The organism is Vibrio sp. Y58_MX_L22 (assembly GCF_024181865.1).
Lineage (GTDB): Bacteria > Pseudomonadota > Gammaproteobacteria > Enterobacterales > Vibrionaceae > Vibrio > Vibrio alginolyticus.
In genome coordinates this window covers 196532-222547 of the sequence record NZ_JAMZAN010000002.1, presented here as the reverse complement: position 1 = coordinate 222547, position 26016 = coordinate 196532, and the positions used below count along the sequence as shown (strand labels likewise).

Sequence of the window (26016 nt, the reverse complement as noted above, 5' to 3'; positions counted from 1 at the left end):
ATTCATTATTCCGTGCATGATTTTCAATGGCAGTATTAAGGTTTTTATTAATCTTACTGTTAATAAGAAAGCAGTTAATAATAAAATTAAAAATAATATCTAGCAGGTCTTTGGCGAGGTTTACATGAAGTTGGTTTTAACCATAACAAGTTTTCACAAATTTACTCCAGAGATTGAGAGTGAGTTCGTGTTTGAATCAAGTGATGAACATGCCAAGGTTACATTTGGTAGGTCTGAACAATGTGATTGGACACTACCAGATCCTGAAAGAGTGGTATCCGGAACCCACGGAGAACTGATTAAGTTTGGTGACAAATACTTGATAAAAGACCTCTCAACTAATGGTACTTTTGTAAATAATGCTGTAACTCCTGTGGGTCAAGGAAATGAAATAGCACTAAGCAATGACGATATGGTTAGCTTAGGGGATTATCAAATTTCAGTTTCTGTTCAAACAGATACAGATGTATTCAGTCTTGAGACAAGCAAAAGTCTTTCTAGCGCCCCCCCTGAAGTAGTCTCAAGTCCATCGGAAGAGGAATTTGTTGACCTAGGCCTTAGTGCTAGTGAACTCTTAAACGAAAGTGTTCCTTCTGACTTTCAGCTAGATATTGGTTTAGTCGATGATTTTATTGATATCCCAAAGCCCGAAAAACAGAGCACCGTATCTGAAACTTTACCGAAAGTTAACCGACAATCAGAGCACCTATCGACTCCCAACTTTGATACCAATGGGGGTGAACTTGCGGCTTTTGTTAGAGGGGTGGGTATAGATCCAATGATGATTCCCAGCGATAACCGAGAGGAATGGTTTGAACAACTGGGGGAGTCATTTTCTTTGATGCTAGTTGGCTTAATGGAAACACTGCATAACAGAGCAGTGTTTAAACAAACAAATCGACTTAGTCATACCGCATTTCGTAAGTCAGAAAATAACCCTTTAAAGTTTTCTGCAAACTTAGAAGATGCGATTCATAACTTATATAACCGTCAAGCTGCTAGCTTCTTAAAGCCGAATGCAGCCATTAAAGAAGCATTTAATGACATCGAAAGTCATGAGCAAGCCTTAATGAAAGGTGTTGAAGGTACGGTTTCAAGTGTTATGTCACTTGTTGAACCTACTTCTATATACTCAGATGCTTTAGCGAAAGACACGGTTATTAATAAGGTTATTCCAGCTAGAAAATATGCTCAAAGTTGGAAGAGGTTTGAGGATATTCATGAAAAGCTATCCGATGATATTATCAATAAAGAGTCTCCGTTCTATTTAGAAGACTTCGCTAAGCACTATGAATTAGCATTAAAAAACAAAGGCTAGGAATTAGGGTGATGAAAAAGTTTTACCAATATATTTTGTTATTAATTTCAATGGCTTTATTTGGGTGCTCAGCAGCGAACCTAGTTGTTGATCCATACTCAGATTTAGAAATAGCAGCAAGTCATAACATTAATCCTGATTCAAACGGCAGGCCTTCTCCTGTAGTGGTGTATGTATTTGAATTAACGTCAAATACCATTTTCGAAAGCCAGGACTTTTTTTCTATTTATGAAGAAAGTGAAAAAGTCTTAGGACCTGATTTAGTGAATAAATATGAAGTTTCATTAACTCCAGGTCAGAAAGAAACATATCAAGCAAGTATGTCTCCAAAGACAGAATATTTAGGCATTGTCGTCGCGTTTCGAGATATTGAAAACTCAAATTGGCGACAAGTCATTAAAGTGGATAAGACCGGTTACAACACATATCAAGTATTGTTAGAAGATCTGTCTTTGGTCGTTAAATAACGTTTAGTTGGCTAATTATAAATGACGCAATACTCCAAGACGGCTTGGTGCGAAGGAATGTTTTTACGTCCCCAGCACTTCCAACAACAAGAACGCGCAACCTCTCAAGAATTCAAGGGCTTACATCAGTTAGGTGGGGCTTACAATTGGGGAGTTTGGAAATGTCGAGTAAAAAAACACGCGCTAAAAGATGGTCTTATTGAACTTGAGCATCTTGAAGCTGTTTTGCCAGATATGACGTTGGTTAATACGTTAATATCCAACGATTCAGTTTCGCCTCTACTTATTGATAAAAACACTGAAAATACGTTAGTAAAAATAACTCTCCCTCTTTCAAGTGTTACAGGTAAAAACGTTTCGGATGTAAGCGAATCGATCGTCTCTCGTTATGTACTTCAAGATATCGACGTGATAGATAACCTTACAGGACAAGATGAGGAAACCATCCAAGTTGCAGCCCTTAACCTAGAGTTGAAAGCGAGTAATGACAAATTAGCGGGTTATGTGGAGTTACCTATCTTAAGGATCAAAGAGGTAACTCCTGAAGGGGAAGTTATACTAGACGATGAGTACGTTCCTCCGCTTATCAATCTCCTTAGCGACAAAGTTATGTCAGCCTATCTACGTAACGTTATCGCGATGACAAAGATGCGTGCTGACGTTATTGCGCAGCGCTTGATTAAGGGTAAATCTGCATCGGCATCTGCTGTTGATTTCATCATGCTCCAAATGCTGAACCGATATGAGGCTAAGTTAAAGCATTTCAGTGAGTTAGATAGGTTACATCCACTGGAATTAGCGACGACACTTAAAGGTTACATTGGTGAGTTAGCCACTTTTTCTAATAAAACTAAAAGAGTCCCAAGTTTGCTTGCGTATGATCACTTAGATGTATCAAGTGTCTATAGCGAGTTGAATCAGATACTCAGTCAGTACCTCAGTGTTGTTCTTGACCAAACTGCGACCAAACTTCCGTTGGAGCCTCGCCAGTACGGTATTCAAGTGACGCCACTTCCAGATAAACGCTTGCTTGAGTCATGCCAATTTGTGCTAGCAATTAAAGCAGATACCACAACAGATGAAATAAGACGCCTGGTCCCAGCGCAACTCAAGTTTGGCCCCGCAGAACAGATTCGCGATCTAATTAATAATCAGATCAACGGTATAAACGTAGTGCCGTTGAGTGTCGTCCCGAGACAGATTCCTTACCAAACGGGCTATGTCTATTTCGAAGTTGTCAAGAAAGGGCCATTTTGGATGAGGCTAAAAGATAGTGGCGGTATTGCGCTTCACCTATCAGGGCATTTTCCGAATGCTGAACTTGAGCTTTGGAGTATTAATCAATAGGCGCGCTCAGTATGGAACAAACGATCGTAAAACCAACACCGGGTGGAAGAGCACCCGCATCGAAACCACAATCAGAAAAGTCACTGGATAATACCGTAGTTATCTCAAAAAGCCCTGAATTGGTGAACAATGATTCAGTGGTCGCTTATGGGAATAACTCTCTACTAGCAGAGGCGAATGGCCTGTTATCTATTATCGGTCAAATTCGGTCGACAGCGACTCATTCCGATCCGTTGTTTCTAAAAGAGACATTGGCACAAAAGCTTAGAGATTATGAGAACCGATTACGTCAGCATGACGTTGATTTGGATACCATTGATACAGCTCGTTATTGTTTATGCTGTTCACTAGATGAAGTTGTCCTTAACTCCAATTGGGGTGGGAGTTCATTCTGGAGTCACGATTCATTACTTAGCTCCTTCTATGCTAGCAGTCAAGGTGGGGAAGCGTTCTTTAAGCATCTTGATAAGTGCATGGCGAAACCAGATGCGAACTTAGATTTGCTTGAACTAATGTATGTGTGCTTATCTCTCGGGTTTCTGGGTCAATACCGTTTAGAAAAAAATGGACTAGAATCGCACCGGAAATTGAGAAGACAGGTTATTGCTACTCTTAAGTCTTATGGGAGAGGAGTCCCTCAGGAGCTAAGTAATAGTATCGACCAACACATTTTGAATGGCTCAAAAGCTTCTGATAGAGCCCCTCTTTGGGTTGTATGTTCTGTAACGGCGGCATTATTGGTCTGCATATATATGTATTTTAGCTATGAGCTAAATAAGGCATCCAATCGCACCTTTTCTCAATTAGTCAATTTGATTCAACCGCAACAACTTAACCAAGATGCAACGTCAGAATCAAAATCAGCGCCAATTGCAGAAAAGATTTCAATGTATCTAGCAACTGAGATCGGTAAGGGGCTAATCAATGTTGAGCCGCTGCAAGACAGGGTAAGAATTTCGTTAAAGTCTCAAGATCTATTTGAATCAGGTAGTGCTGATGTTGTCGCTTACATCCAACCCGTTATTTCTAAGCTTGCGAGAACATTGGAGTCGACCCAAGGCAAGATCATTGTTACTGGTCACACCGACGATAGGCCTATTTTCACGAGTAAATATCCCTCGAACTGGCACCTATCATTAGCTCGAGCCACTGCTATGTCTGAACAACTGATCTCGAATAGTGCATTAGAAGGGCGAGTGATACCCGAGGGATTGGGGGATGCAAGACCATTAGTTGAAAACAGTAGTGATGAAAACCGAGCTATTAACCGCCGGATTGAAATCGACCTTCTTGTCGCGAATTAATAATAGGTAGATAGAGATGCGTATTAAAGAAATTGGCAGAATATTTACTCAAAGATGGTTTCTCGGTCTTATCGGTGTCGCTGCTTGTTCTATTTTCATTTGGGTTGTTGGTCCACTTATTACGATAGCGGGATATGAGCCCCTAAAGAGTGACTTTCAACGGCTAGTCACTATTCTAGTGTTGGTGTTGCTTTGGGCGATATTTAACGTTACCAAGCAGCATAAGCAAAAGGTGAAAGAAGACGAAAGTATTCAAACGTTGCTTGAGGTTGATAGCCAATCAGATAAAGAAGCGGCAAGTGAAATTGACTTAATGCGCGAGCGTATTGAGCAAGCTGTCAAAGTAGTGACAAAAACACACAAAGGCAAGAGAAGCTTGTATGACTTACCGTGGTATGTGTTGATTGGCCCTCCTGGAACGGGGAAAACAACCGTATTAAAGCAGTCGGGGTTAGAGTTTCCATTAGGAGACAGCCTTGGCTCTGACTCTATTGCCGGTGTAGGCGGCACTCGCCACTGTGATTGGTGGTTTGCAAATAAAGCAGTTCTTATAGATACGGCTGGCCGGTATACGACACAAGACAGTCAAGAAAAGGTCGACTCTAAAGCGTGGCATGGTTTCTTAGGATTGTTGAAAAAGTATAGAACGCAAAGACCAATTAATGGTGCGATTGTTACGATAAGTTTAGCCAGCGTGATGTCTCAGACTCGAACCGAGCGAAGTCTTCATGCTCGAGCAATTAAGTCGAGACTTCAAGAACTGAAAAACCAGTTAGGCATGCAGTTTCCGATTTACGTACTGCTCACCAAAATGGATTTAGTTGCCGGTTTCAATGAGTTCTTTGCCGATTTAAGTAAGGAAGAGCGAGAGGAATTATTTGGTTTCATGTTCCCTCGTGAAGTGGATGATGAAAGAGGCGTTATTTCTCTATTCAACAAAGAATTTCATGGCATGTTGGAGCGCCTTGATGCCCGTATGCTTAGAATACTTGAAACAGAGGACGATTTAGATAAACGCGCGCTTATCTTTGAATTTCCAAAGCAATTAAGAGTGCTACAAGCTAATCTTGACGAGTTTTTAGCTGAAATTTTTGCACAAAACAGTTTTGAAGAGCCTGCCTTGATTCGTGGTGTGTTTATGTTGAGTTCGGTCCAAGAAGGCTTACCAGTCGATAAGCTGATGAATGAATCAACCAATGGACTTGGGTTAAATCGATTAGCTCTAGCAAAGAGTCAGACTGGTTCTCATAGTTATTTCGTAAAGAATCTTTTTGACAAGGTTATTTTCAAAGAGCAACTGTTAGGAACAGTTAATCGTCACTATCAAAAGCAGTCAGGTTGGATGCGTCGAGGTGTTTACATTGGATGTACAACGCTACTGCTCGGAGCTTCTTCGCTTTGGTTTATGAGTTATAAGTGGAACTCACAGTTAATTGTCGACACCAATGAACAAGCTAGCCATATTGATGCAATGATTGGCGCTCAAAGTTTAGATTTTGAAGCGGATATTGTTTCAGCTGTAGAAACATTAGATAGGTTGATGACGCTTCCTCTCGGAAAGCAAAGCAACTACGGTGATGCCGACTCTGTAAAGAGGTTTGGTCTCTATCAAGGAGACAAAGTATCTCAGGCGGCAAGCAATGCATATTCTGATGCTTTGACCCAATATTACGCCCCTTTGCTTCTTGATAGCCTGGTGTCAGAAATGGAGAGCAATCAACAGCATCGTGAGTATTTGTACGAAACGTTAAAAACGTATTTGATGTTATTCAATCCAGACAAATATCAACAAGATGAAGTGTTGGCTTGGTTTAACTTTTATTTCGAACGTCAATATCCGGGTGAGCTAAACGCAGACTTAAGAAGACGCTTGTTACAGCACACTCAATATTTATTAGGCAACGATGGACAAGGCTTTACTTACAACACTGCTGCTGTGACGAGTGCTCGAGAAGTGTTGACTCAAATGTCTCTACCTGAACGTGCTTATCAGCGAATGAAAATACAATTTTCTAAGAGTCATGTACCTTCATTTCGCTTGACTGATGTATTGGGACCTAAAGGGCTTGAGCAGTTCGAGCGAGCTAGTGGAAAACCGCTATCACAAGGCATTTCGGGCTTCTACACGTACAATGGTTTTCATAGCATTTTTCAGATTCAGATCAACCGTACAGTAAAAAGCCTAATGGAAGAGAACTGGGTTTATGGTGACGATCTTAAGGCTCATGAAATTGATCAAGATAGTGCCATCCAAGGCGTTCAGTCACGATACTATCAAGATTATGTTAATGAATGGAAAACGTTGATCGAAGATATTCAATTGAAGCAGGCTCCGAGCCTAGAACTTGCGACAGAGCAAGCGAGGGTTTTATCTGGAGTTGAAAGACCAATCGAATCTTTGTTGAGAGCAATCCAAAAAGAGGTTGCTCTATCAAAAGTATCATTGTCAGAAAATCAAAAAGCCGCTTCTGAAGTTGCTGGTAAAGTTGCCAAAGTTAAGTTTTCAAATACGGCAGATAGACTAGACATGTATTTACCTGAAGAAAACGGTTTCAATGTTGCTCTGCCAGGTAAAGAAGTCGAATCGCATTTTTCAGAGATCTTACGCCTTGGTGAGCAAGACTTTGATGATATTCAACAAGCAATGGTTAACTTGCGTTCGTATTTAAGTGACTTATCAAGCTCTGGTAACAATCAGAAAATTGCCTACAAAAGTATTTTAGATGGAACCGTTACACAAGATGTCGCAGCTTCCTTTGCTCGTGCTAAAGAACTTTTGCCGAGACCATTTAATCAATGGCTAGGTGAGCTTTCTCAAGAGTCGGTTAAGTTTGCGGAGAGCGGTTCGAAGGATCATCTAAATCAACTTTGGGTAACACAGGTGGTCCGCCCTTATCAGCGGACTATTGCTGGCAGATATCCATTCGAGCCCAACGCGAGCAGAGAAGTTAGATTGAAAGACTTTAAGCGATTCTTTGGTTATGGAGGTACGCTTGACGCATTCTTCCAAGAATACCTCGAACCGTTTGTGGATACTTCGAAAAGTCGTTGGCGATTAGAAAAGGAAATTGGAGTTCGTCCAGAAACACTAATGGTCTTTCAAAGAGCGCAACGTATCAGGCAGTCTTTCTTTGAATCTGATAATTCCTTACGCGTAGAGTTTGGGATGAAGCCTGTTTATCTAGACCAGCACATTACTCGATTTGTCTTAGAGTTGGGTGGACAAGATTTGGTTTATAAGCATGGACCAGCAAGAGCTAAATCGTTGAGTTGGCCTGCCGGTCAAGATCAGACTCGAATTGTGTTCACACCACCTGAATCTAAACGCGAAATTGCGCATACCTATGAAGGTGAGTGGGGCATATTCAAGCTTTTGGATCAATCACTTAAAGCAAGGCCAGAATCGCGTAAAGACAATATAGTTATGATTGATTTAAAGGGAAATAAGGTGCAGCTAGAGCTTATTCCTTCCAGTGCCATTAATCCGTTTTGGTCAAATGAAATGGAGAGGTTCAGATGTCCACGAACCTTATAACATCAGGCTGGGGCTATATCGGTAAAATGCCTGCAAAAGGGGACTTTGTGAAAGATGGTTTATCACAAGATTTCTCGGAGCGTTGGCATGATTGGCAACAGGCGGTTATTGCAGTCAGCAGGGAACAACTGGGTGAAAGCTGGAATGAGCACTTTTTAACGGCTCCTGTGTGGCACTTTGCTTTGGATATTAGCTATTTAGAAGACTCAACCTACATTGGTAGCATGATTCCTAGTGTTGATGCATGCGGTAGATACTTTTTCTTTACTATAGCTCGTGCCGTAAAAGGTGAAGCTGCGCAATATTGGGGTGACAGAGCTTGGACAGAGGACAGTGCCGCTCTTGCTCTTTCAGTACTTGAGGACGACTTTGTCTTTGATGTTTGGCATAAGAGTACTCAAGAAAAAAATGACCTCGTTGCGAATGTAACAAGTGAAGTGAGGCCTCTAGAGTTTCTTTATCAAAGCCAAATATCTACAGTTTTTCATGATCACGGCAATACTGATCAAAATACGCTTTTGAATTACCTCATTAAAGAAAAATTGAGTAAACCATGTTTTTGGTGGACTGAAGGTTCAACGAAGGTTGAACCATGCATGTTCATTACTAGTGGATTTCCTTCAATTGGTCAGTTTTCAGCCATGCTTGATGGCGGCTGGAAAAAGTGGAATTGGTAGGATAGAAGAATGAATTGGAACTATTTTACCTTTGCTAAATCGCACGCAGGAAAAGTACGCCCTTATAACGAGGATGCTCTGTTGGATATGACAGAGCAGCATATTTGGGTGGTTGCCGATGGAATGGGTGGACACAGTGCTGGCGATATAGCAAGCCAGATGCTAGTGGATAGAGTCGCGCGCCACATGCAGGATGTCTCCAATACTAATATCGATGATATCCGAAGAGTGGTTCAAGAAGCGAACTTAGAAATTTACCAATACGCACAAAATCACTTAGACGGTAAAACGATGGGAACAACACTTGTTTTGTTGTTTATTCAGGATGGGTATTACCACTGTCTTTGGGTGGGGGATAGCCGAATTTACCAGCTTAGAAGTGGTAATTTTGTCCAAAAAACACGTGATCATAGTCAAGTCATGGACTTAGTGGATCAGGGCTTATTGGCATTTGAAGATGCCGAATCTCACCCTCTTGCAAATGTTATTACCAGAGCTGTTGGGGTCGACGAAAGTGTCACTATTGATCAAGTTTCAGGGCAGTTGGCTGACGGCGATCAGTTTTTACTCTGTAGCGATGGGCTCTCTAAGGAACTTACGAGTGATGAAATTCATCGGACATTGTATGCAGACTCAGTCAACCAAGCTGGATTAGCGCTCATGCATTCGGCTTTGGTTCGGGGCGCAAGTGATAACGTAACTTGTGCTTTGATCAAAGTTCGCCAAGCGCAAACGGAGTGCGAAACAGTAACTAGAGAAGACGCGACAATACCTGTCTTTCTAAGAGGGAGAGCTTATGAGTAATGAAATGTTTGATTGGTATGAACAAGCGTTGGCTCCTATATCTCAAGAAAATCCTACAGGTGTTGATCCTAGAGAGGATGTATCACCACAGTCTGCTTACTATCGGTTGAAAGATCAGCGTATGGCCGCCCGCAACGCTGAACGTAACGCTCTTATAGAAGAAGAAAGTATCTATACCCACAGTAATTTATGGCGAGTATTTATTGAAGATGTCCCAGAAATACTCACGAATCAGTCTAAAGATTTGGAATTTGTTGCCTGGCTTATAGAAGCCCTAACTCGATTGTATGGTTTTCGTGGTATGGGCGTTGGCTACAAACTCGCAACCAGTTTAATTGAGAACTTTTGGGATGATCTGTACCCAATGCCTGATGAAGATGGTATTGAGACAAGAATATCGGCGATTATTGGCCTCAATGGTATCGATAGTGAAGGAACACTTATTTTTCCAATTGCTTGTATACCATTGACTGACTTAGGCGTAGAGCAAGCTTATGCCTATTGGGAATATCAGCAAGCTATAGAGCTTGAGCGCTTAGACGAAGATAAGCGCCGAAATCGAGTCGAGCTTGGGGCTGTTGAGCTATCTGAAATTACAACTACGGTTAAGTCGACTTCTGATACGTTTTATCGAGAATTAATCACGGATTTGGAGTTCGCTACGGAATCATTTAATGAATTCAGTCAGCGATTAGATGAAGCGGTCGGTGATGTGACTCCTAGCTCTTATATATCAAAAAGACTTGAATCAATACACTCGGCATTAAAGCACCTTCTTGGAGACCGTTTTAATCAACCACAAGCAGTGATTGAAGAGCTAGAGGATCTTGATGAATCTTCTTCTGAACAACCGTTAAGTGCACAAAGTTGTGACGCATTATTAGCGACAAACATGAAATCACGAGAGCAGGCAATTAGACAATTGCAGCAAGTAGCTGATTTCTTCCGAGAGAGTGAACCTCACTCACCAGTTTCTTACTCCATCGAACAGATCATTCGTTGGTGTGGGATGCCTCTGCCGGAGTTACTGGCGGAACTTATCTCCGACGGGGATGCAAAGAAAAGCTACTTCCGTTTGGTTGGCATAGCAGAACAAAATGAAAATTAATAAAGGGAGAATGGTATGACGAGTATCCACTCGAAACTATCACGAGTACGGAAGCCTCGTGTCCACATTACCTATGATGTTGAAACTGAAGGTACAACTCTTAAGAAAGAACTGCCTTTTGTTGTAGGTGTAATGGGTGATTTCGCTGGTCAAAACACAGAAGCGTTGAAGCCATTAAAAGACCGCCGTTTTATTCAGATCGATCGAGATAACTTTGACGATGTACTCAAAAAAATGAATCCATCGGTGAAGTTTAAAGTTGCGAATAAGCTTGCGAATGACGATTCACAGTTTGAGGTCGATTTAAACTTTAAATCAATGCAAGACTTTGAGCCTGCTGCGATCGTAAATCAAGTTGATCCACTACGCCAATTGATGGAAACGCGTAATAAACTGCGTGATTTGATGACAAAAGTTGACCGCTCAGAAGAGCTTGAAAATATCCTAGAGGATGTTTTGAACAATACGGACAATCTGGCAAGACTTGCAGGCGAGTTAGATCTTGACAAGAAAGCGAAGTCAGACAGTACTGAAGGAGCGGAATAATGACGACTGAAGCTGAAAAACAGTTAGATCCAACAGTTAATGAACAGACAACTTCATTCTTAGATCAAGCTATTGGTGCGACAAAGCAGACCGAAGCTTCTCGTGCTGAGGAGCTGATTAAAACGCTCGCTGAAGAAGCAATGAAAGGGACAGTTACTTGGAACAAAAACCTAACAGTAACTTTTCGTGAAGCGATTAATTTGCTCGATAGGCAGATTTCTGATCAGTTGTCTGAAGTAATGCATCACCCAGAATTACAGAAACTCGAAGGTTCTTGGCGCGGCTTAAATTATCTAGTGATGAATTCAGAGACCAGCTCTACTCTGAAAGTTCGCATGATTAGTATGACCAAGAAAGAGCTACATAAAGACTTGAGCAAAGCTGTTGAGTTTGATCAAAGCCAGATCTTTAAAAAGGTTTACGAGTCTGAGTTTGGTAGTGCTGGTGGTGAACCGTATGGTGCATTGATTGGAGACTATGAGTTTACCAACCACCCAGAAGATATTGAGTCGTTACGCCTAATGTCAAATGTAGCGGCTTCTGGTTTCTCTCCATTCTTGTCCGCGGCTTCACCAGCACTATTCGGCTTTGATGAGTGGACTGAGCTGTCAAAACCACGCGACCTAGATAAGGTATTTGAATCACTAGAATACGCCCAATGGCGTTCGTTCCGCGAGAGTGCCGATTCGCGCTTCGTTAGTCTGACGATGCCAAAAGTCCTTGCTCGTTTGCCATACGGACAAGCTACCGCTCCAGTCGAAGAGTTTGGGTTTGAAGAGTTCGAAGTAGATCCTGTTTCAGGTATTGCTGTTAACGCTGAACATAACGACTACTGTTGGATGAACTCTTCGTATGTTCTTGGTGTTAAGTTAACCGACGCATTTTCAAAATATGGATTTTGTACTGCCATCCGTGGTGCAGAAGGCGGCGGTCGAGTGGATAACTTGCCAACGCATTTCTTCATGAGTGATGATGGCGACCCTGATATGAAGTGCCCAACAGAGATTGGTATTACCGACAGACGTGAGGCGGAGCTTGGTAAGCTTGGTTTCTTACCGCTTTGTCACTACAAAAACACCAACTATGCAGTGTTCTTTGGTGCGCAAACCTGTCAAAAACCAGCGAACCATGAATCCCCTGAAGCAACGGCCAATGCGGCCATTTCTGCCCGCCTACCTTATATGATGGCAACATCTCGTTTTGCGCATTATTTGAAAGTAATGGCTCGAGATAAAATTGGTAGCTTTATGGAAGCAGAAGACGTTGAGTCTTGGCTGAACCGCTGGATCCTAGGTTACGTCAATGCTTCTGAAGGCGGTGGTCAAGAGATCAGAGCGAAATACCCTCTAGCAGACGCTCGTGTTCAGGTTAAGGAAATTCCTGGCGCACCTGGTTCTTACAATGCCGTAGCATGGCTGAAACCTTGGTTGCAAATGGAAGAACTGACGACATCTTTGCGACTTGTGGCCAAGATCCCTCAGTCAGGTGGATAAGAAACGAATTGGCTGGTCGAAAGGCCAGCCATGACCAATCTTTATGTTCTAGATGGAATTAGCAGTGTCACTTAACTTTCGCGACCCTAGCAAGCTAAAACATGAGTTCAGTACCGGAGGCTACGCTGAACTTGATAGCCCGTGGTTGACTCGATTCAATGAATCTTCTGATCTTGTATCGTCAGCGCGAATTTGGCTAGAAGGTACACGTTCAAGAGATTTAGACAGCTTTCGTCATAGTGTGATGAACACAATTAACCGCATTGATGAGCTATTAGAATCTCAACTAAATGAAATATTACATCATCCTGAGTTTCAACAGCTCGAAAGGGGGTGGGTTGGAGTTAGGTATTTATGTGAACAGGTTGATTCTCGTTCATCGGATTCTGTAAAAGTTAAGGTTTTAACGGCGACATGGAATGAAATCAGTAAAGATGCTTTAAAAGCCATCGAGTTTGACCAATCAGCACTATTTAAGTTGCTCTATCAAAATGAATATGGGATGGCAGGGGGAGAACCCTTTGGTGTGGTGGTTGGAGATTATCAGCTTCGCTGTGATCCTAGTAAAAATTATTTTGATAGAGATCTGTCTGTGTTGAGTAAGATTTCTCAGTCTGCAGCTGCAGCATTCAGCCCATTTATCATGTCTGCATCGCCAGAGATGTTTGGTGTTGATAGTTTCGCTCAACTCTCTGCGATAAGAGATATAGCGGCCCAATTTGAACAGGAAGATTATGCAAAGTGGCGTAGTTTGAGAGACAACGATGACGCTAAATTTATTGGTTTGACTGCACCTAACGTCTTGTTCCGTCAGCCATACAAAAGTGATGGCTCGCGGAATGATAAATTCAATTTTCAAGAACACATCTACGACTCTAACCGAGATTTGCTATGGGGGAGTAGTGCGTACTGTTTTGCTGCCGTATCAATTAGAGCATTTCAGGAACATGGTTGGTTCACGCATATGCGAGGGATTAAACAAGGCGATTACAGTCAGGGTATTATCGTCGCTCCTACAAGGAGCAAGATGCGTGTTAATGGCAAGAATGATCGTGAAAGATGTCCGTTAAACTTGAAAATCTCTGAGAGAAAAGAACAAGAATTGTCTGAGTGCGGTTTTATTTCTATTTCTCCAATACCTGAGACCGATATGGTGGGGATGACCTCGAATGTATCTCTCTACAAGCCCAAACAATACGCAGAAAAGCATATTTCAACGAATGCAAAACTGACATCGATGTTGCAATACACATTGTGTGTATCGCGAGTCGCACATTATCTCAAGGTTATGGGGCGTGACAAAATTGGTGGGTATCAAGACGCAGAAAGCCTAGAGCGTGACTTTCAACGCTGGTTACATCAGTACACTACCGCATCAGATGAAGCGTCTGATGAGCTTCGAGCTAAATACCCCCTAAATGAAGCGAAAATTACAGTTCGAGAGAAAAGAGAAACTCCTGGACATTATTACTCAGTTATCCATTTGCGACCGCATTTTCAACTCGATCAAATGGTATCTAGCATTAAATTAATTACCGAATTATCACCAGAGCACATGGTGTAAGGAAATAACAATGACTCAATGGAAAAATGCTTTGTCCCAAGGCCTATTGCAACACGCTCTAGAGCAATTAATTGATGAAATTAAAGCAACCCCTAAAGATGCGAGCTTGAGAAGTTCCTTCATTGAGCTTCTTTGCATTGATGGGGACTTCGAGCGTGCGGACGCTCAGCTCATGCAATCGATTAAATTGTTTCCTGAGTATCTGCCTGGTGCAAGTCAGCTACGACATTTAGTGAAAGCAGCTCAAGCTAGAAAGGATTTTATCAATGGTGCGGCTAGTGCCAAAGTATTAGGTGATGAGGAATTAACTAAAGAGCTTGTTCGATTTAATCTTGCTCTCGGAAATCAAGAGTACGAAGAAGCGTCACGTCTATCGCATCGCATTGAAGAGCATCGTACTATTAAAGGGTTTAACGTAAACGGCACAAACTACGAAGATGCTAGAGATATTGATGATCGTTTAGGTGGTTACATTGAACTGTTTTCTACAGCAGGTAACTATTTTCTTGTACCCATATCGAGCATCCATACGCTAGAAGTTAAAGCACCTACTTCTTTGTTAGAGAGTATTTGGCGACCTGTCGAGTTTGATATCGATGGACTTGGTGAAGGCGAAGGCCATATGCCGTTGACATATGTTGACTCAGAGACCGATGCGCAAAAGTTAGGTCGAGAAACGGATTGGAAGCAGATTGGTGAGCAAGAATCTTTTGTTGGCTTGGGTCAAAAATGTTGGTTAGTCGGTGACTCAGCGCTTCCAATCTGTGATTTGACTACATTATTAGAACAGAAACAAATAGCGTAGAAATATCATGTCGTTAACCGTTTCTCTGCTCGACAAATTGATAGATAGTGATCCTCTCACTCGGGATGAGAAAGACTTCCCTGCAAGCCAGCAACAGATGTTGAGCAGCTTACTTAGAGATCTAGAGTCGATGCTGAATAGTCGTATTGGATGGAAAAGTATTCCTGATGATCTTCTAGAGGTTCGCTATTCAATATTGAACTATGGGCTGCCAGATTTTTCCTCAATGCCCTATAGCAGCCAAGAAGGGCAGAATCAGCTTTGCGACATTGTTCATGATGCAATTAAAGAGTTTGAGCCGAGGTTAAGGAACCCTCATGTCCAGATTTCGGACGAGAAAAACGCTATTGATAGGGTATTGAGGTTACAGATAAATGCCACTTGCTTAATTGATAACAGTATTCATGAAGTGCGATTCAATTCTGAAGTAGAGCCGGTAAATTTAGGTATGAAACTGAGTAGAGCAAAATGAGTGAAGAGTTTCTCAAGTACTATAATCGCGAGTTAGCTTATTTGCGTCATAAAGGGCAAGAGTTTGGGGAGCAGTATCCTAAGATTGCTGCGAGACTTCGTATTAGTGAGGAACAGGTTGACGATCCACACGTAGAAAGATTGTTAGAAGGCTGCGCATTTCTAACAGCAAGGATTAGACAAAGCTTAGACAATAGTTACCCTCAGTTTACAGAGTCTTTGATGGGACAGTTATATCCGGATTTTCACGCCCCAATCCCGTCAATGTCAGTCATTAAAATGAGCTGTTCTAACTCCACTTCCTCTTATTTTGATGTAGAAGAAGGCGAGCGAGTTGTTATCGGTGCTCCTGGATATCATGAGTGCGAGTTTAGAACTTGTTATCCGGTCAGAATGTATCCTGTTGATGTGACCTCTGGCGTTTTTAAAAATGCGCCTTTCAAGCCAGTTGGCTCACGATGGGAAAGCAATGCTCATTCAGTTTTGAAAGTACAGCTCACGGCTCAAGATGAAGAGACTCCTCTTGGTGAAATGGGGGTAGAACGGCTGCGCTTCTATTTAAACGGTCAATCTCAATTGACTTTTAAGCTCTACCAAATGCTGTTTCAAAACCTAATTGGTTTATCTGTTGTTGTGGATGGCAAAGAAGTTCGTCCTTTAACCCAAAGACATCTTTCTGAAGTGGGATTTTCAGAAGATGAGAAAGTTGTGCCATACAGTAAAAGAAGCTTTTCAGGAGCAAGATTACTTGTTGAGTATTTACACTTTCCTGAGAAGTTTATGTTCTTTGATATCACCGAACTTGGATTATCAGAGCTAGATCTTAGAGAGCAAGTCGAACTGTATTTTTACTTTGATACCAACGATGACTGGCTTCCAAAGCAAGTGGACGAAGAAAGCTTAATGGTAGGCTGTGTGCCTGTGATCAACTTATTTAAAAGTATTATGGAGCCTAAGCGTATTCTACCAACTGAATACGATTACCACTTGTCTCCACAATACCAAGAAGCTGAAAGTAATGAGGTTGTCTCAATTTCTGACGTAACGTTGAGAAATTGGAACAAAACGTACCACAATTTGCCATGTTATCACGCTGGTGAGCACACGCATTACACGAGCACTAGTGAGATTTATTGGTTGATGAGACGTGAGGATAAGAACTGGGCTGGTGGGTATGATGAGCCCGGTAGAGAAACTTACATTTCTTTTGTTGATAAAAAACATCAATTGTTCAGCCCGGATAGCCGGGAAAACTGGTTAATGTACGTGGAAGCTGAGTGCTGTAACCGCAACTTAGCGCAGAAACTTCCATTTGGAGGTGGGCTGCCGCAAGTATCTTTACCGGAGGTAAATGACAATTTCGAATCTGTTCGTTGTTTAGTTTCTTTATCAGAAACCATTCGGCCAGAAATGGATGAAAGCACACGATGGCAGTTAACTAAGCTTTTAACTTTAAACCATTTTACCGAGGAAGATGGTTTAGCAACTTTGAAGCAGACCCTTAATCTCTATGCATTTTCTGGGACAGCAGAAACGAAAGCGGTAATCGATGCTTTAACTAAGTTAGAGTTTGAGCCTACTACAGGAAGAATTAGTCAGAAAGGCAAAGTTGGATTTGCGCACGGTATAAAAATTACTTTGACGGTTTCTGATCAAATTTTACCTAAAGAGCAGATCTTTCTCTTAGGTAGTGTTTTATCTGTTTACTTCTCGCAATATGCTGAAATTAACATTTTTACGCAGTTAGAAATAAGACTTAAGTCCACGGGAAAGTCTTTCCACTTATGGCCCGCATTAACTGGCGATAAGGTGTTGCTATGAGCGCAGAACAATTTTATCGAGAATTAAAGCAACATCCATTGTTTGAAGCGATTCATCTTATTGAACACGAAGTTCTGCAAGCAGAGGCGCAAATAGGAACAGATGCGTTACCGAAGCATGAAAAGCTAAACTTAAAGGTTAATCCATCATTAGGTTTTGAAAATGCTCAGCTTTGTGAACTGAAAAATATAGATGACAACAAGTTAGAGATTGAGACCAATTTAATAGGCCTAACGGGTGAGCAAGGTGTGCTTCCCCAGCACTATAGTGAATTAGCTTTACATCGCCAAAAAGAAGGCGATACGGCTATGGTGGACTTCTACGATATTTTCAATCATCGCTTATTATCTCTTTATTATCGATGTTGGCAATTGAGTCAACTGACTGTTCAGTCTCGTGCGCATGCGCAGGGCGCGCGTTCGCCGTTAGAAAGCTGTAAATCGGCATTAACTGGGAAAGGGAGTTCACTGTCCCGGCACTATGGTGGTGTGTTTGCTTCACCAGTGAGAAGTAAAGGTGGACTAAAAAGTATTCTTGAATGTTTATCTGGATGCCAAGTAAAAGTTCATGAATTTCAAGGACAATGGTTACACCTTACGAAAGAAGAGCAAACACGCCTTGCATCCCGAACTATGCCTGAAGGGCAGTTTGCTCAACTTGGTGTAGGAGCTTCTTTGGGTTCGAAAGCATGGAATATCAACGCGGGGACAACAATAGAATTTCTGCCAAAAGATAAACAGCTAGTTAGTAAATTGCTTCCTAACCAACCCAATATAGCAATCATTAAGAACGCTGCTTATGAGCTGATTGGAAAACATAAACAACTGAAGTGGCAGCTCACCACCAAACATAGTTTGCTACCACAAGCTTGTTTATCGAAACAGCAGGGGCAGTTAGGTATTGGTTCTGTGCTTAAAAAACACGAACGTACAAAAGATCGAACTATAACAATTACTATTTAAAGGAAATGTAATGGCTTCACTCTCACTTTCAGCGTTGGTCGAAAGATTGTCTCCTCAGGCTAAGGAAACACTTGAACAGGCAGCTGCGATGGCAAGCTCCCGAACTCATCACAGTATTGAAATGTCTCACTGGTTAATGATGATTATCCGCCATCCTGACGATATTTACTCTGAAGTTTTTGACGAATTTGATGTCGATAAAATCAAGGTTGAAACCGATATTCAAAAGGCATTAGAAAAATACAAAACAGGATGCCAGTCGGTGCCTGGGCTATCAGCACATACGGTGACTGTTATGCAAAATGCCTTGTTATCTGCAACCATTGAATTCAATCAAGAACAGTTGGGGTGCATCCATCTTTTATTTGCCTACTTGTCTGATGATACGTTAGTCAACATGGCTGGTTCGATTAGTCCTGAACTAAACAAGATAGAACCATCTCGCTTATTGAACTTTAGAGAAAGTAATGCGCCTCAATCAAGATCGAATGACTTAGCACAGTCAAACGCGAGTTCCGCCTTGAATCAATTTACAACAGACCTTACTGAGCAAGCTAGGGAAGGTAAAATAGATCCGGTGATTGGTAGAGATAATGAAATTCGCCTAATGATCGATATTTTATTAAGACGCCGACAAAACAACCCGATTCTTACCGGAGAAGCTGGTGTTGGAAAAACAGCCGTTGTTGAAGGTTTGGCGCAAAAGATCATTGATGGCGATGTACCTCCCGCTCTGCAAAATGTGGCAATTAAGTCTCTGGATTTGGCGTTACTGCAAGCCGGCGCAGGCATGAAAGGTGAGTTTGAAAACAGGCTTAAGAACCTTGTGAAGGAAGTAAACGACGCTCCACAGCCTATTATATTGTTCATTGATGAAGCTCATGGCCTAATTGGCGGTGGTGGGCAAGCGGGCCAAGGTGATGCGGCGAATATTCTGAAGCCAGCATTAGCGAGAGGTGAACTCAGAACGATCGCAGCAACAACGTGGGCAGAGTATAAAAAGTATTTTGAAAAAGATGCAGCTTTAACTAGGCGTTTTCAAGTCGTAAAGGTTGATGAGCCAGCCCCTGAGCTCGCGATCGAAATGTTACGAGGCTTACTTGATGTAATGGCACAACACCACGATGTTCATATCACTAACCAAGCTCTCAATGCAGCGGTCCAACTCTCAGCTCGATACATTAATGGTCGTCAACTGCCAGATAAAGCGGTTTCTGTTTTAGATACGGCCTGTTCTCGAGTTGCGTTAAGTCAGTCATCTACACCGGGAGGCCTAGATGCGAAAAGAAACAAACTTAAAGCAAAGCAAGCTGAATATGAGCATCTTAGCCAAGAGAATCGGCTAGGAGCATCTCTTGATGTGCAGGTGCAAGGTGTCCGAAAAGAGATTGATGCGCTATCTAATGACATTATTGAATTAGAAGTACTTTGGGAAAAAGAAAAAGAATGGGTAAGTGAAGCTAAGTCACTTAGAACCCAAATAATCCAGGAGGGTTCTGAGACTGCGAGAGACAAGTTACAAGAGCTTGAAAATAACCTCTCCGCTAACTCACAGCCCTTAGTTTTTTCGCATGTAAATGAAGCGCTAATCGCAGAAGTTATTTCGGATTGGACCGGTATACCGCTGGGTAAACTTCAGGATGATGAAATCCAAGCAGTATTGGGTTTGAAAGAAAGTTTGTGTAAGCGAGTTGTCGGGCAGGATCACGCTTTAGAGCTCATGTCTGAAGTGATAAAAACCGCGAGTGCGCAGCTCACGGATGAGACACGACCAAATGGTGTATTTCTCCTAACCGGACCAAGCGGAGTGGGTAAAACCGAATCGGCTTTGGCGATTGCAGAGAAAGTGTATGGTAGTGAAGAAAATGTCACGACTATCAATATGTCGGAATTTAAGGAAGAGCATAAAGTCTCATTGCTATTAGGTTCTCCTCCTGGTTATGTCGGTTATGGAGAAGGAGGTGTACTGACTGAAGCTGTTAGACGTAAACCTTATAGTGTAATTCTCCTCGATGAAATGGAAAAAGCGCACCCTGGTGTTCAAGATATTTTTTATCAGGTATTTGATAAAGGCTCAATTAAAGACGGTGAAGGTCGAGATATAGACTTTAAAAACACTATTATTATTATGACCGCGAACACAGGGACCGAAACGACGATGTCTTTGTATTCTGATCCTGATTTAGCGCCTGAGCCGTCAGCACTAAAAGATGCTTTACGCGATGATTTGTTGGTTGACTTTAAACCAGCATTTTTAGGGCGTGTGAATGTATTACCTTATTTGCCTCTATCAAGAAAAGTATTGATAGAAATAACAAAATTAAAGTTGGATAAAATTACGAATCGTATTCGTAAGCACTATAACGCTGACCTGTTTTTTGATGAGGAACTAATTAATGATATTGTAGACAATAGCAATGAGTCTGGGAGTGGTGCGCGTGTGGTACAAACAACCATAGAAAATACATTGCTTCCGAAGATTTCTCATGAAATATTGCATGCAATTCTTAATGATAAGACGTTTGATGAAATTATTGTTAAAGGTACAACTAGTGGACTTGATGTCTCAATAGTTTAACATCTTTTACACTCTCAATAATAATTGGGAGTTGGTTCATATTAACTATTATTTTTTATAAAAAACGCTTAAATTAAATCTTATTTAAAGATATAACAGGGCGTATTTAAAATGAAGTTTTTGATACATTAATCACTAATTATCACCAAACGTCAGATAATTAAATTATTACGATATATGTCAATTAATAATGCTATAGGAGATTAGCATGCAGTCTAATACGTATCTTAAATACGCAGATATTAAGGGTGAGGCAACAGCCGAGCAATACAAAGATTTGATTACACTACTATCTGTAGATTGGAGTGTAGGTCGTGAGATCTCATCATACACTGGTACAGCGATGGACCGTGAAGCGAGCGCTACTCGTCTATATGATTTGACTATCACTAAACTTCAAGACCGTTCTTCTCCTGACTTATTTAAAGAAGCGACGATTGGTAAAGGTAAACCAGCGGTTTTCCATATTACTAAGCAGGGTGAGAAGGTTGAAGAGATCATGAAGATCGAACTGACTGATGCGATGATTTCTAACTACTCAGTTTCTATCCAAGACGATCGTCCAGTTGAAACTATCACAATTTCTTACACAGAAATGATGATGACAGTGACTCCTACTGACGATAAGAACAACACTTCTGCTCCATTGGTATACGGCTACAGCGGTGTTAAAGGTCAACAAATGTAATTTTCATGCGGGGGAGTATTCCTCCGCATTTTTTTGAAAGAAGTATTTAATGAAAAGAGCAACTCAAGATAACAATTTCATCCGAATTTCTTCGCCATTCGGTAAAGATGCCATCATACTAAACTCGTTTGAGTATAGAGAAGAGATCTCAGAACTTTTTTCATTGCGTGCTAAAGCTTACTTTAATGATCAACGAAGTGAGTTAAACGAAATTATTGGTAAGGAAGTTACCATTACCCTTGAAAATAATGAGGATGTTTCTTCAAATCCTCGTTATATGCATGGTTATGTTTCTGCTGCAAGATTAGAAGGGAAAAGGGTTTCTAATACACATAAAGGCGAAAATTATAAAAACATAGAATTATTAATAGAGCCTAAATTACGTTTCGCTGAATATCGAAAAAATTGCAGAATATTTCAGCATAAAGATATAAAGGAAATTATCTCTGAAGTACTATCGGAGCATAGTGTTGCCTTTAGTTTTGAGTTAACCAAGTCCTATCCTAAATACACATACAAAGTACAATATGAAGAATCAGATCTTGAATTTGTTCGACGTCTGTTATCGGAGGAGGGGCTATCATTTAGTTTTACACATACTAAGTCTGCCCATACGCTCAATATTTTTGATGACATCAGTTTTTATAAGCCGGGTACTGAGTTTTTAGTCGATTTTGATACAGGTACGGCGAAATCTAGCCACATTTCTTCTTGGCATGAAACGCAAATTCTGACTACTAAAGCGAGTCAAAAGTCAGGCTATAACATGCTCAAGCCTTCTTCGAATCCTAAAAATACTGCAAAGGGTGAAAGTGATTTTTTTACAGTACCTGGAAGCGAGTATTTTGAATACATGGGTGAAATGGAGAGCAATGATCAATACGCACTGAGAAACACGCATGCAATAGAAGCACTACAGCAAAATGCATATTTGTGTCGTGGCGAGGCTACGTGCAGAACATTCAGTGTGGGCAAGTGCTTCAAGTTTAAAAAGCATGAAGATAAATCTCGAGTCGGCAAAGAATATGTACTGTCTTCTGTTTTTTTGTCTGCTGCTGTTTATAACCAGACTGGTCAAGGTGGGACCGGTGCGCAAGGTGTCAAAGTCTCGTTTAGTTGTGTTGACTCAAAGACAATCCTGCGTCCTTCAGTTAACTACCCGAAACCTCAGATGAAAGGTTTGCAAACCGCAGTAGTTACGGGGAACAAAGATGGTGAAATTTACATAGACAAACATGGCCGTATCAAAGTTCAGTTTCACTGGGACCGTGTTGGTAAATACGATGTAAATAGTTCATGTTGGATTCGTGTTGCGCAAAATATTGCAGGTAACGGATGGGGGTCGGTGTTTCACCCTAGAGTCGGACAAGAGGTCATCGTCGAGTTTGTTAACGGAGACCCTGATCAACCAATCGTTACGGGGTCACTATATAACGGTAGTCAACTCCCTCCTTACGCTTTACCAGAGCAAAGTTCTCAGAGTGGTTATAAATCACGCTCTGTACAAAAAGGTACATCCAATTTTAATGAGTTGCGCTTCGATGATAAGCCTGGTGAAGAGCACATTTATCTTCATGCTGAAAAACTGTTCCAAATGCTAGTTGAAGACTGTGTTGATATCGCCGTTGAAAACAGTAAAACCGAAAAAGTGACCAATGATGTTAATCAAGAGGTTGGTCAGAACGCGAGCTTGAAAGTAGGTAAAAACTTTTCGAATGAAACGGGTGAAGTACTGTCTTTTAATGCAGGAAAGAGCGTCGAGATCAAAGTAGGTGGTGCTTCTATTCAGATGTCTAGCTCTGGAGAAATCAATATCAAAGGTAATAAAATATCCATTAACGGCTCAGCTATTGCTCTTAAAGCTGGGCAAATTTCATTGAACTAAGGTGATTTAAAGTGGGTAAACCAGCCGCAATTTTGGGCAGCTTTCATCTTTGCCCTAAAAAAACAGGAAAGATACCGCATGTCGGTGGTCCCGTCGTTGTTGGTTCACCAAACGTAACGATTGGCGGGATACCTGCGGCAAGACAAGGCGACAAGCTTATTTGTATCGGTCCTCCGGATAGTATCTCAGCAGGTTCTTCTAGCGTAACAATCAACGGTAAACCAGCCGCAAGAGTCGGCGATTCAACGTCTCATGGTGGCAAAATTCTATCTGGTATGCCTGCGGTTTTAATCGGAGGCTAGATGCCACTCGCATTTCAAACGCATCTTCTATCCTTTAATGGCCGTTCACACACCGTTCGCGAGATAGCTGATGATTCTTTTAGATTGTCCGAGGAAATCCGACCCCCTGACTTTGCTCAATCAATAGATGAGCATATATTAAGCCTCGTGCGCTCTGAGCGCGAGAGTCTTGAGCAAGTTGATATCAAAGGGAATCTCTGTGTTCTTTTACCATCTTCGGTAGACAAAAGCTTGCTTAAAGCATTGATAAGCGAGCTTTCTATTTTCGTTGGCCAAACTGTCAATACTGAAATTTACTTTTATCCTTATGGCCAAGCTGCATTTTTGATGGCACTAAATCGGATAAATCGTGAAGTTAATGAAACGCAAGCGACTTGGATACTGGCTATAGAGGTTACGAGCGATGTAGAAGGGCATGTCAAACCTCAAAGCTCTATCATTTTAACCAAGTGTTTTTTTCGACATTCAGGTCTTGTGCCTGATGTTGTTCGAATTGATTTAGATGCCAAACAACAACGCATCGCCGTGGACAAGGTGTTTAAGCAATTAGGAGTAAGTTGTGAACATCCACTCAGTCAATTGTATTTATCCGTTAATGAGGAAGAGCCGCAATGGTTAAACTCAATGCAATTCTTGTCTCCGTGGGTGACCGATCAAACTCAGTATCAATTTGTTGATATAAAACTTGGCGGATTGGGTGCATGTGGCGGAGTTTTAAAAGCGTTAGTGATTGATGAGCTTCAAAGAAGCAGTCCCTGCCCAGACTTTCACGTGTTGCAAGCCGACATCGAGCCAGATGGCTATGCGGTAGGAGTAATATACAATTGGCGTAGCGAATAGGTCTGGCTATTGCTTTTCCTTCTAGTAGCTGAGGTTTTAGTGATGCAAATGTTATGGGGGATTGACTCGAAACTGGCCCTTTAATGATGTTTGGACAATGACTAGGCGCAGCTTGCTTTTCAAAATAGCTTTGCTCACCGCGTTTTTACAGTGTTCTTCTCGCTTTCTGATTAAATAGCCAGCCATAGAACACAAACCACATGAAAAGCTGTTCGACTCAAGATATCCTTACCGAAATAAAATAACTTGAGTTTTGGCTTGTTCGAGATCCCACCCGTGACGCATTCCTTTTTATAAACGGTACATGGACTCTGACAGAAGCAAGCCTACTCATAGAATTGGCGGAAAGTGAATTCGAATGAAGTTTATCCACACCTCAGATTGGCATCTTGGTCGACAATTCCACAACGTATCACTACTCGAAGATCAACAAGCAGTACTCGAACAACTGATTAACTATATTGAACGCAACCCCGTCGATGCAGTTGTAGTGGCGGGAGATATCTATGACCGTTCGGTGCCACCAACGGTTGCAATAGAACTGTTAAATCGAGTCGTGAAACGCATTTGTACCGAGTTAGAAACACCAATGATATTGATATCTGGCAACCATGATGGTGCAGAAAGGTTAGGTTTCGGCTCAGAGCAAATGAAAAATGCAGGTCTCCATATTGTTAGCAACTTTGAAGAGATGCTCACTCCCATCATCATAAAAACGGACTCTGCGGACGAGGTCGCGTTTTATGGTATGCCTTATAACGACCCTGAACAGGTCAGGTTTGCCTACAAAGCCTCGGTATCCACTCATGATGAGGCTCATCAATTGCTTGTTGAGCAAATTAAAGAGCGCTTTATCTCTAAGCAAAAGCGCGTGCTCGTGAGTCACTGTTTTGTTGATGGGGCTATCGAGTCAGACTCTGAACGACCATTATCTATTGGTGGTTCTGATCGCGTGAGTCATGAACACTTCTTAGATTTTGACTACGTCGCACTTGGTCATTTGCATCAGCCTCAAAAGAAAGGCGCAGAGCATATCCGTTACTCTGGCTCTCTCATGAAGTATAGCTTTGGTGAACAGAACCAGAGAAAAGGTTTCACGTTAGTTGAACTGGACAAGAAAGGATTCGTTTCTGCAAAGCATATTGATCTTACGGCTCCTCATGAAATGCGTATTGTAGAGGGCGAGCTGGATAAAGTTATTGAGCAAGGGAAAACAGACCCCAAGAATGAAGATTATTTGTTAGTTCGTTTGATGGATAAACATGCGATTTTAAACCCAATGGAAAAACTTCGTTCAGTGTATCCAAACGTTTTACACCTTGAGAAACCTGGCATGTTAATTGGGGTAGAGCAGGAAATGGCGCAAGCAAAGTTGGCGCGAAGCGAAATTGATATGTTCCGAGATTTTTTTATTGAGGCGCAAGATAGCCAGTTGTCTAAAGAGCAAGAGCAAGCTGTTACTGACATTATTAAGCAATTATCACAGCAATAGGGACCAAAG

At 41.6% G+C, this 26016-nt stretch carries 21 protein-coding genes; all 21 read left to right on the top strand.

Annotation, left to right across the window (positions count from 1 at the left end; all coding sequences use genetic code 11):
* Positions 1-124: 124 nt before the first annotated feature.
* Positions 125-1318, top strand: coding sequence for a type VI secretion system-associated FHA domain protein TagH (gene tagH, locus NL626_RS06195; RefSeq protein ID WP_238854900.1), 1194 nt, complete (start codon positions 125-127; stop codon positions 1316-1318).
* Positions 1319-1329: 11 nt separating this feature from the next.
* The gene (tssJ, locus tag NL626_RS06190; RefSeq protein ID WP_017820223.1) at positions 1330-1785 is read left to right on the top strand and encodes a type VI secretion system lipoprotein TssJ; all 456 of its coding nucleotides are present in this window, start codon (positions 1330-1332) and stop codon (positions 1783-1785) included.
* A 21-nt stretch (positions 1786-1806) separates the two neighbouring features.
* The gene (tssK, locus tag NL626_RS06185; protein ID WP_080276943.1) at positions 1807-3132 is read left to right on the top strand and encodes a type VI secretion system baseplate subunit TssK; all 1326 of its coding nucleotides are present in this window, start codon (positions 1807-1809) and stop codon (positions 3130-3132) included.
* An 11-nt stretch (positions 3133-3143) separates the two neighbouring features.
* On the top strand, positions 3144-4436 hold the full coding sequence (gene tssL, locus NL626_RS06180; RefSeq protein ID WP_053303683.1) for a type VI secretion system protein TssL, long form: 1293 nt from the start codon (positions 3144-3146) through the stop codon (positions 4434-4436).
* A gap of 16 nt (positions 4437-4452) precedes the next feature.
* Positions 4453-7971 (top strand): type VI secretion system membrane subunit TssM, encoded by a 3519-nt coding sequence (gene tssM / locus NL626_RS06175; protein ID WP_154203881.1) that lies wholly within the window; start codon positions 4453-4455, stop codon positions 7969-7971.
* On the top strand, positions 7953-8648 hold the full coding sequence (tagF, locus tag NL626_RS06170; protein ID WP_005387528.1) for a type VI secretion system-associated protein TagF: 696 nt from the start codon (positions 7953-7955) through the stop codon (positions 8646-8648). Before tssM ends, tagF begins: the two co-directional genes overlap by 19 nt.
* Positions 8649-8657: 9 nt before the next feature.
* Positions 8658-9452, top strand: coding sequence for a PP2C family serine/threonine-protein phosphatase (locus NL626_RS06165; protein WP_005375947.1), 795 nt, complete (start codon positions 8658-8660; stop codon positions 9450-9452).
* Complete coding sequence (gene tssA, locus NL626_RS06160; protein ID WP_017635624.1) at positions 9445-10560, top strand: type VI secretion system protein TssA; 1116 nt, start codon at positions 9445-9447, stop codon at positions 10558-10560. The genes NL626_RS06165 and tssA overlap by 8 nt, the downstream gene beginning before the upstream one ends.
* 15 nt (positions 10561-10575) lie before the next feature.
* Entirely contained in the window at positions 10576-11106 is a 531-nt protein-coding gene (tssB, locus tag NL626_RS06155) for a type VI secretion system contractile sheath small subunit (protein ID WP_005387524.1), read from the top strand.
* The gene (tssC, locus tag NL626_RS06150; protein ID WP_149192234.1) at positions 11106-12599 is read left to right on the top strand and encodes a type VI secretion system contractile sheath large subunit; all 1494 of its coding nucleotides are present in this window, start codon (positions 11106-11108) and stop codon (positions 12597-12599) included. The genes tssB and tssC (NL626_RS06150) overlap by 1 nt, the downstream gene beginning before the upstream one ends.
* A gap of 52 nt (positions 12600-12651) precedes the next feature.
* Positions 12652-14163 (top strand): type VI secretion system contractile sheath large subunit, encoded by a 1512-nt coding sequence (tssC, locus tag NL626_RS06145; RefSeq protein ID WP_025767712.1) that lies wholly within the window; start codon positions 12652-12654, stop codon positions 14161-14163.
* A gap of 10 nt (positions 14164-14173) precedes the next feature.
* Complete coding sequence (locus NL626_RS06140) at positions 14174-14968, top strand: type VI secretion system accessory protein TagJ (protein ID WP_017635622.1); 795 nt, start codon at positions 14174-14176, stop codon at positions 14966-14968.
* Positions 14969-14975: 7 nt separating this feature from the next.
* The gene (tssE, locus tag NL626_RS06135; protein ID WP_154203880.1) at positions 14976-15440 is read left to right on the top strand and encodes a type VI secretion system baseplate subunit TssE; all 465 of its coding nucleotides are present in this window, start codon (positions 14976-14978) and stop codon (positions 15438-15440) included.
* On the top strand, positions 15437-17260 hold the full coding sequence (gene tssF, locus NL626_RS06130; RefSeq protein WP_238854902.1) for a type VI secretion system baseplate subunit TssF: 1824 nt from the start codon (positions 15437-15439) through the stop codon (positions 17258-17260). Before tssE ends, tssF begins: the two co-directional genes overlap by 4 nt.
* A complete protein-coding gene (gene tssG, locus NL626_RS06125) occupies positions 17257-18222 on the top strand; it encodes a type VI secretion system baseplate subunit TssG (protein ID WP_238854903.1) in 966 nt (321 codons plus the stop codon). Before tssF ends, tssG begins: the two co-directional genes overlap by 4 nt.
* 10 nt (positions 18223-18232) lie before the next feature.
* Positions 18233-20800: a type VI secretion system ATPase TssH gene (gene tssH / locus NL626_RS06120; RefSeq protein ID WP_253657112.1), complete on the top strand. Its 2568-nt coding sequence runs from the start codon at positions 18233-18235 to the stop codon at positions 20798-20800.
* 208 nt (positions 20801-21008) lie between these two features.
* Positions 21009-21488 (top strand): type VI secretion system tube protein Hcp, encoded by a 480-nt coding sequence (locus NL626_RS06115; protein ID WP_005375967.1) that lies wholly within the window; start codon positions 21009-21011, stop codon positions 21486-21488.
* Between the two features lie 49 nt (positions 21489-21537).
* Positions 21538-23373, top strand: a complete 1836-nt coding sequence (tssI, locus tag NL626_RS06110; protein ID WP_206949029.1) for a type VI secretion system tip protein TssI/VgrG — start codon at positions 21538-21540, stop codon at positions 23371-23373.
* An 11-nt stretch (positions 23374-23384) separates the two neighbouring features.
* A complete protein-coding gene (locus tag NL626_RS06105) occupies positions 23385-23675 on the top strand; it encodes a PAAR domain-containing protein (protein WP_253657111.1) in 291 nt (96 codons plus the stop codon).
* Complete coding sequence (locus NL626_RS06100) at positions 23676-24515, top strand: hypothetical protein (protein WP_054578967.1); 840 nt, start codon at positions 23676-23678, stop codon at positions 24513-24515.
* Positions 24516-24873: 358 nt separating this feature from the next.
* A complete protein-coding gene (locus tag NL626_RS06095) occupies positions 24874-26007 on the top strand; it encodes an exonuclease SbcCD subunit D (RefSeq protein WP_005375971.1) in 1134 nt (377 codons plus the stop codon).
* The last annotated feature ends 9 nt before the right edge of the window (positions 26008-26016 follow it).

Excerpts from the sequence above, each read along its gene's own strand:
- tssB (WP_005387524.1), top strand. The coding sequence starts at position 10,576 with ATGACGAGTATCCACTCGAAACTATCACGAGTACGGAAGCCTCGTGTC.
- tagH (WP_238854900.1), top strand. The coding sequence starts at position 125 with ATGAAGTTGGTTTTAACCATAACAAGTTTTCACAAATTTACTCCAGAG.
- tagF (WP_005387528.1), top strand. The coding sequence starts at position 7,953 with ATGTCCACGAACCTTATAACATCAGGCTGGGGCTATATCGGTAAAATG.
- tssL (WP_053303683.1), top strand. The coding sequence starts at position 3,144 with ATGGAACAAACGATCGTAAAACCAACACCGGGTGGAAGAGCACCCGCA.
- tssM (WP_154203881.1), top strand. The coding sequence starts at position 4,453 with ATGCGTATTAAAGAAATTGGCAGAATATTTACTCAAAGATGGTTTCTC.
- tssJ (WP_017820223.1), top strand. The coding sequence starts at position 1,330 with ATGAAAAAGTTTTACCAATATATTTTGTTATTAATTTCAATGGCTTTA.
- NL626_RS06095 (WP_005375971.1), top strand. The coding sequence starts at position 24,874 with ATGAAGTTTATCCACACCTCAGATTGGCATCTTGGTCGACAATTCCAC.
- NL626_RS06140 (WP_017635622.1), top strand. The coding sequence starts at position 14,174 with ATGACTCAATGGAAAAATGCTTTGTCCCAAGGCCTATTGCAACACGCT.
- tssG (WP_238854903.1), top strand. The coding sequence starts at position 17,257 with ATGAGCGCAGAACAATTTTATCGAGAATTAAAGCAACATCCATTGTTT.
- tssA (WP_017635624.1), top strand. The coding sequence starts at position 9,445 with ATGAGTAATGAAATGTTTGATTGGTATGAACAAGCGTTGGCTCCTATA.
- tssI (WP_206949029.1), top strand. The coding sequence starts at position 21,538 with ATGAAAAGAGCAACTCAAGATAACAATTTCATCCGAATTTCTTCGCCA.
- tssK (WP_080276943.1), top strand. The coding sequence starts at position 1,807 with ATGACGCAATACTCCAAGACGGCTTGGTGCGAAGGAATGTTTTTACGT.
- tssC (WP_149192234.1), top strand. The coding sequence starts at position 11,106 with ATGACGACTGAAGCTGAAAAACAGTTAGATCCAACAGTTAATGAACAG.
- NL626_RS06100 (WP_054578967.1), top strand. The coding sequence starts at position 23,676 with ATGCCACTCGCATTTCAAACGCATCTTCTATCCTTTAATGGCCGTTCA.
- tssF (WP_238854902.1), top strand. The coding sequence starts at position 15,437 with ATGAGTGAAGAGTTTCTCAAGTACTATAATCGCGAGTTAGCTTATTTG.
- NL626_RS06165 (WP_005375947.1), top strand. The coding sequence starts at position 8,658 with ATGAATTGGAACTATTTTACCTTTGCTAAATCGCACGCAGGAAAAGTA.
- NL626_RS06115 (WP_005375967.1), top strand. The coding sequence starts at position 21,009 with ATGCAGTCTAATACGTATCTTAAATACGCAGATATTAAGGGTGAGGCA.
- tssE (WP_154203880.1), top strand. The coding sequence starts at position 14,976 with ATGTCGTTAACCGTTTCTCTGCTCGACAAATTGATAGATAGTGATCCT.
- tssC (WP_025767712.1), top strand. The coding sequence starts at position 12,652 with ATGGAATTAGCAGTGTCACTTAACTTTCGCGACCCTAGCAAGCTAAAA.
- tssH (WP_253657112.1), top strand. The coding sequence starts at position 18,233 with ATGGCTTCACTCTCACTTTCAGCGTTGGTCGAAAGATTGTCTCCTCAG.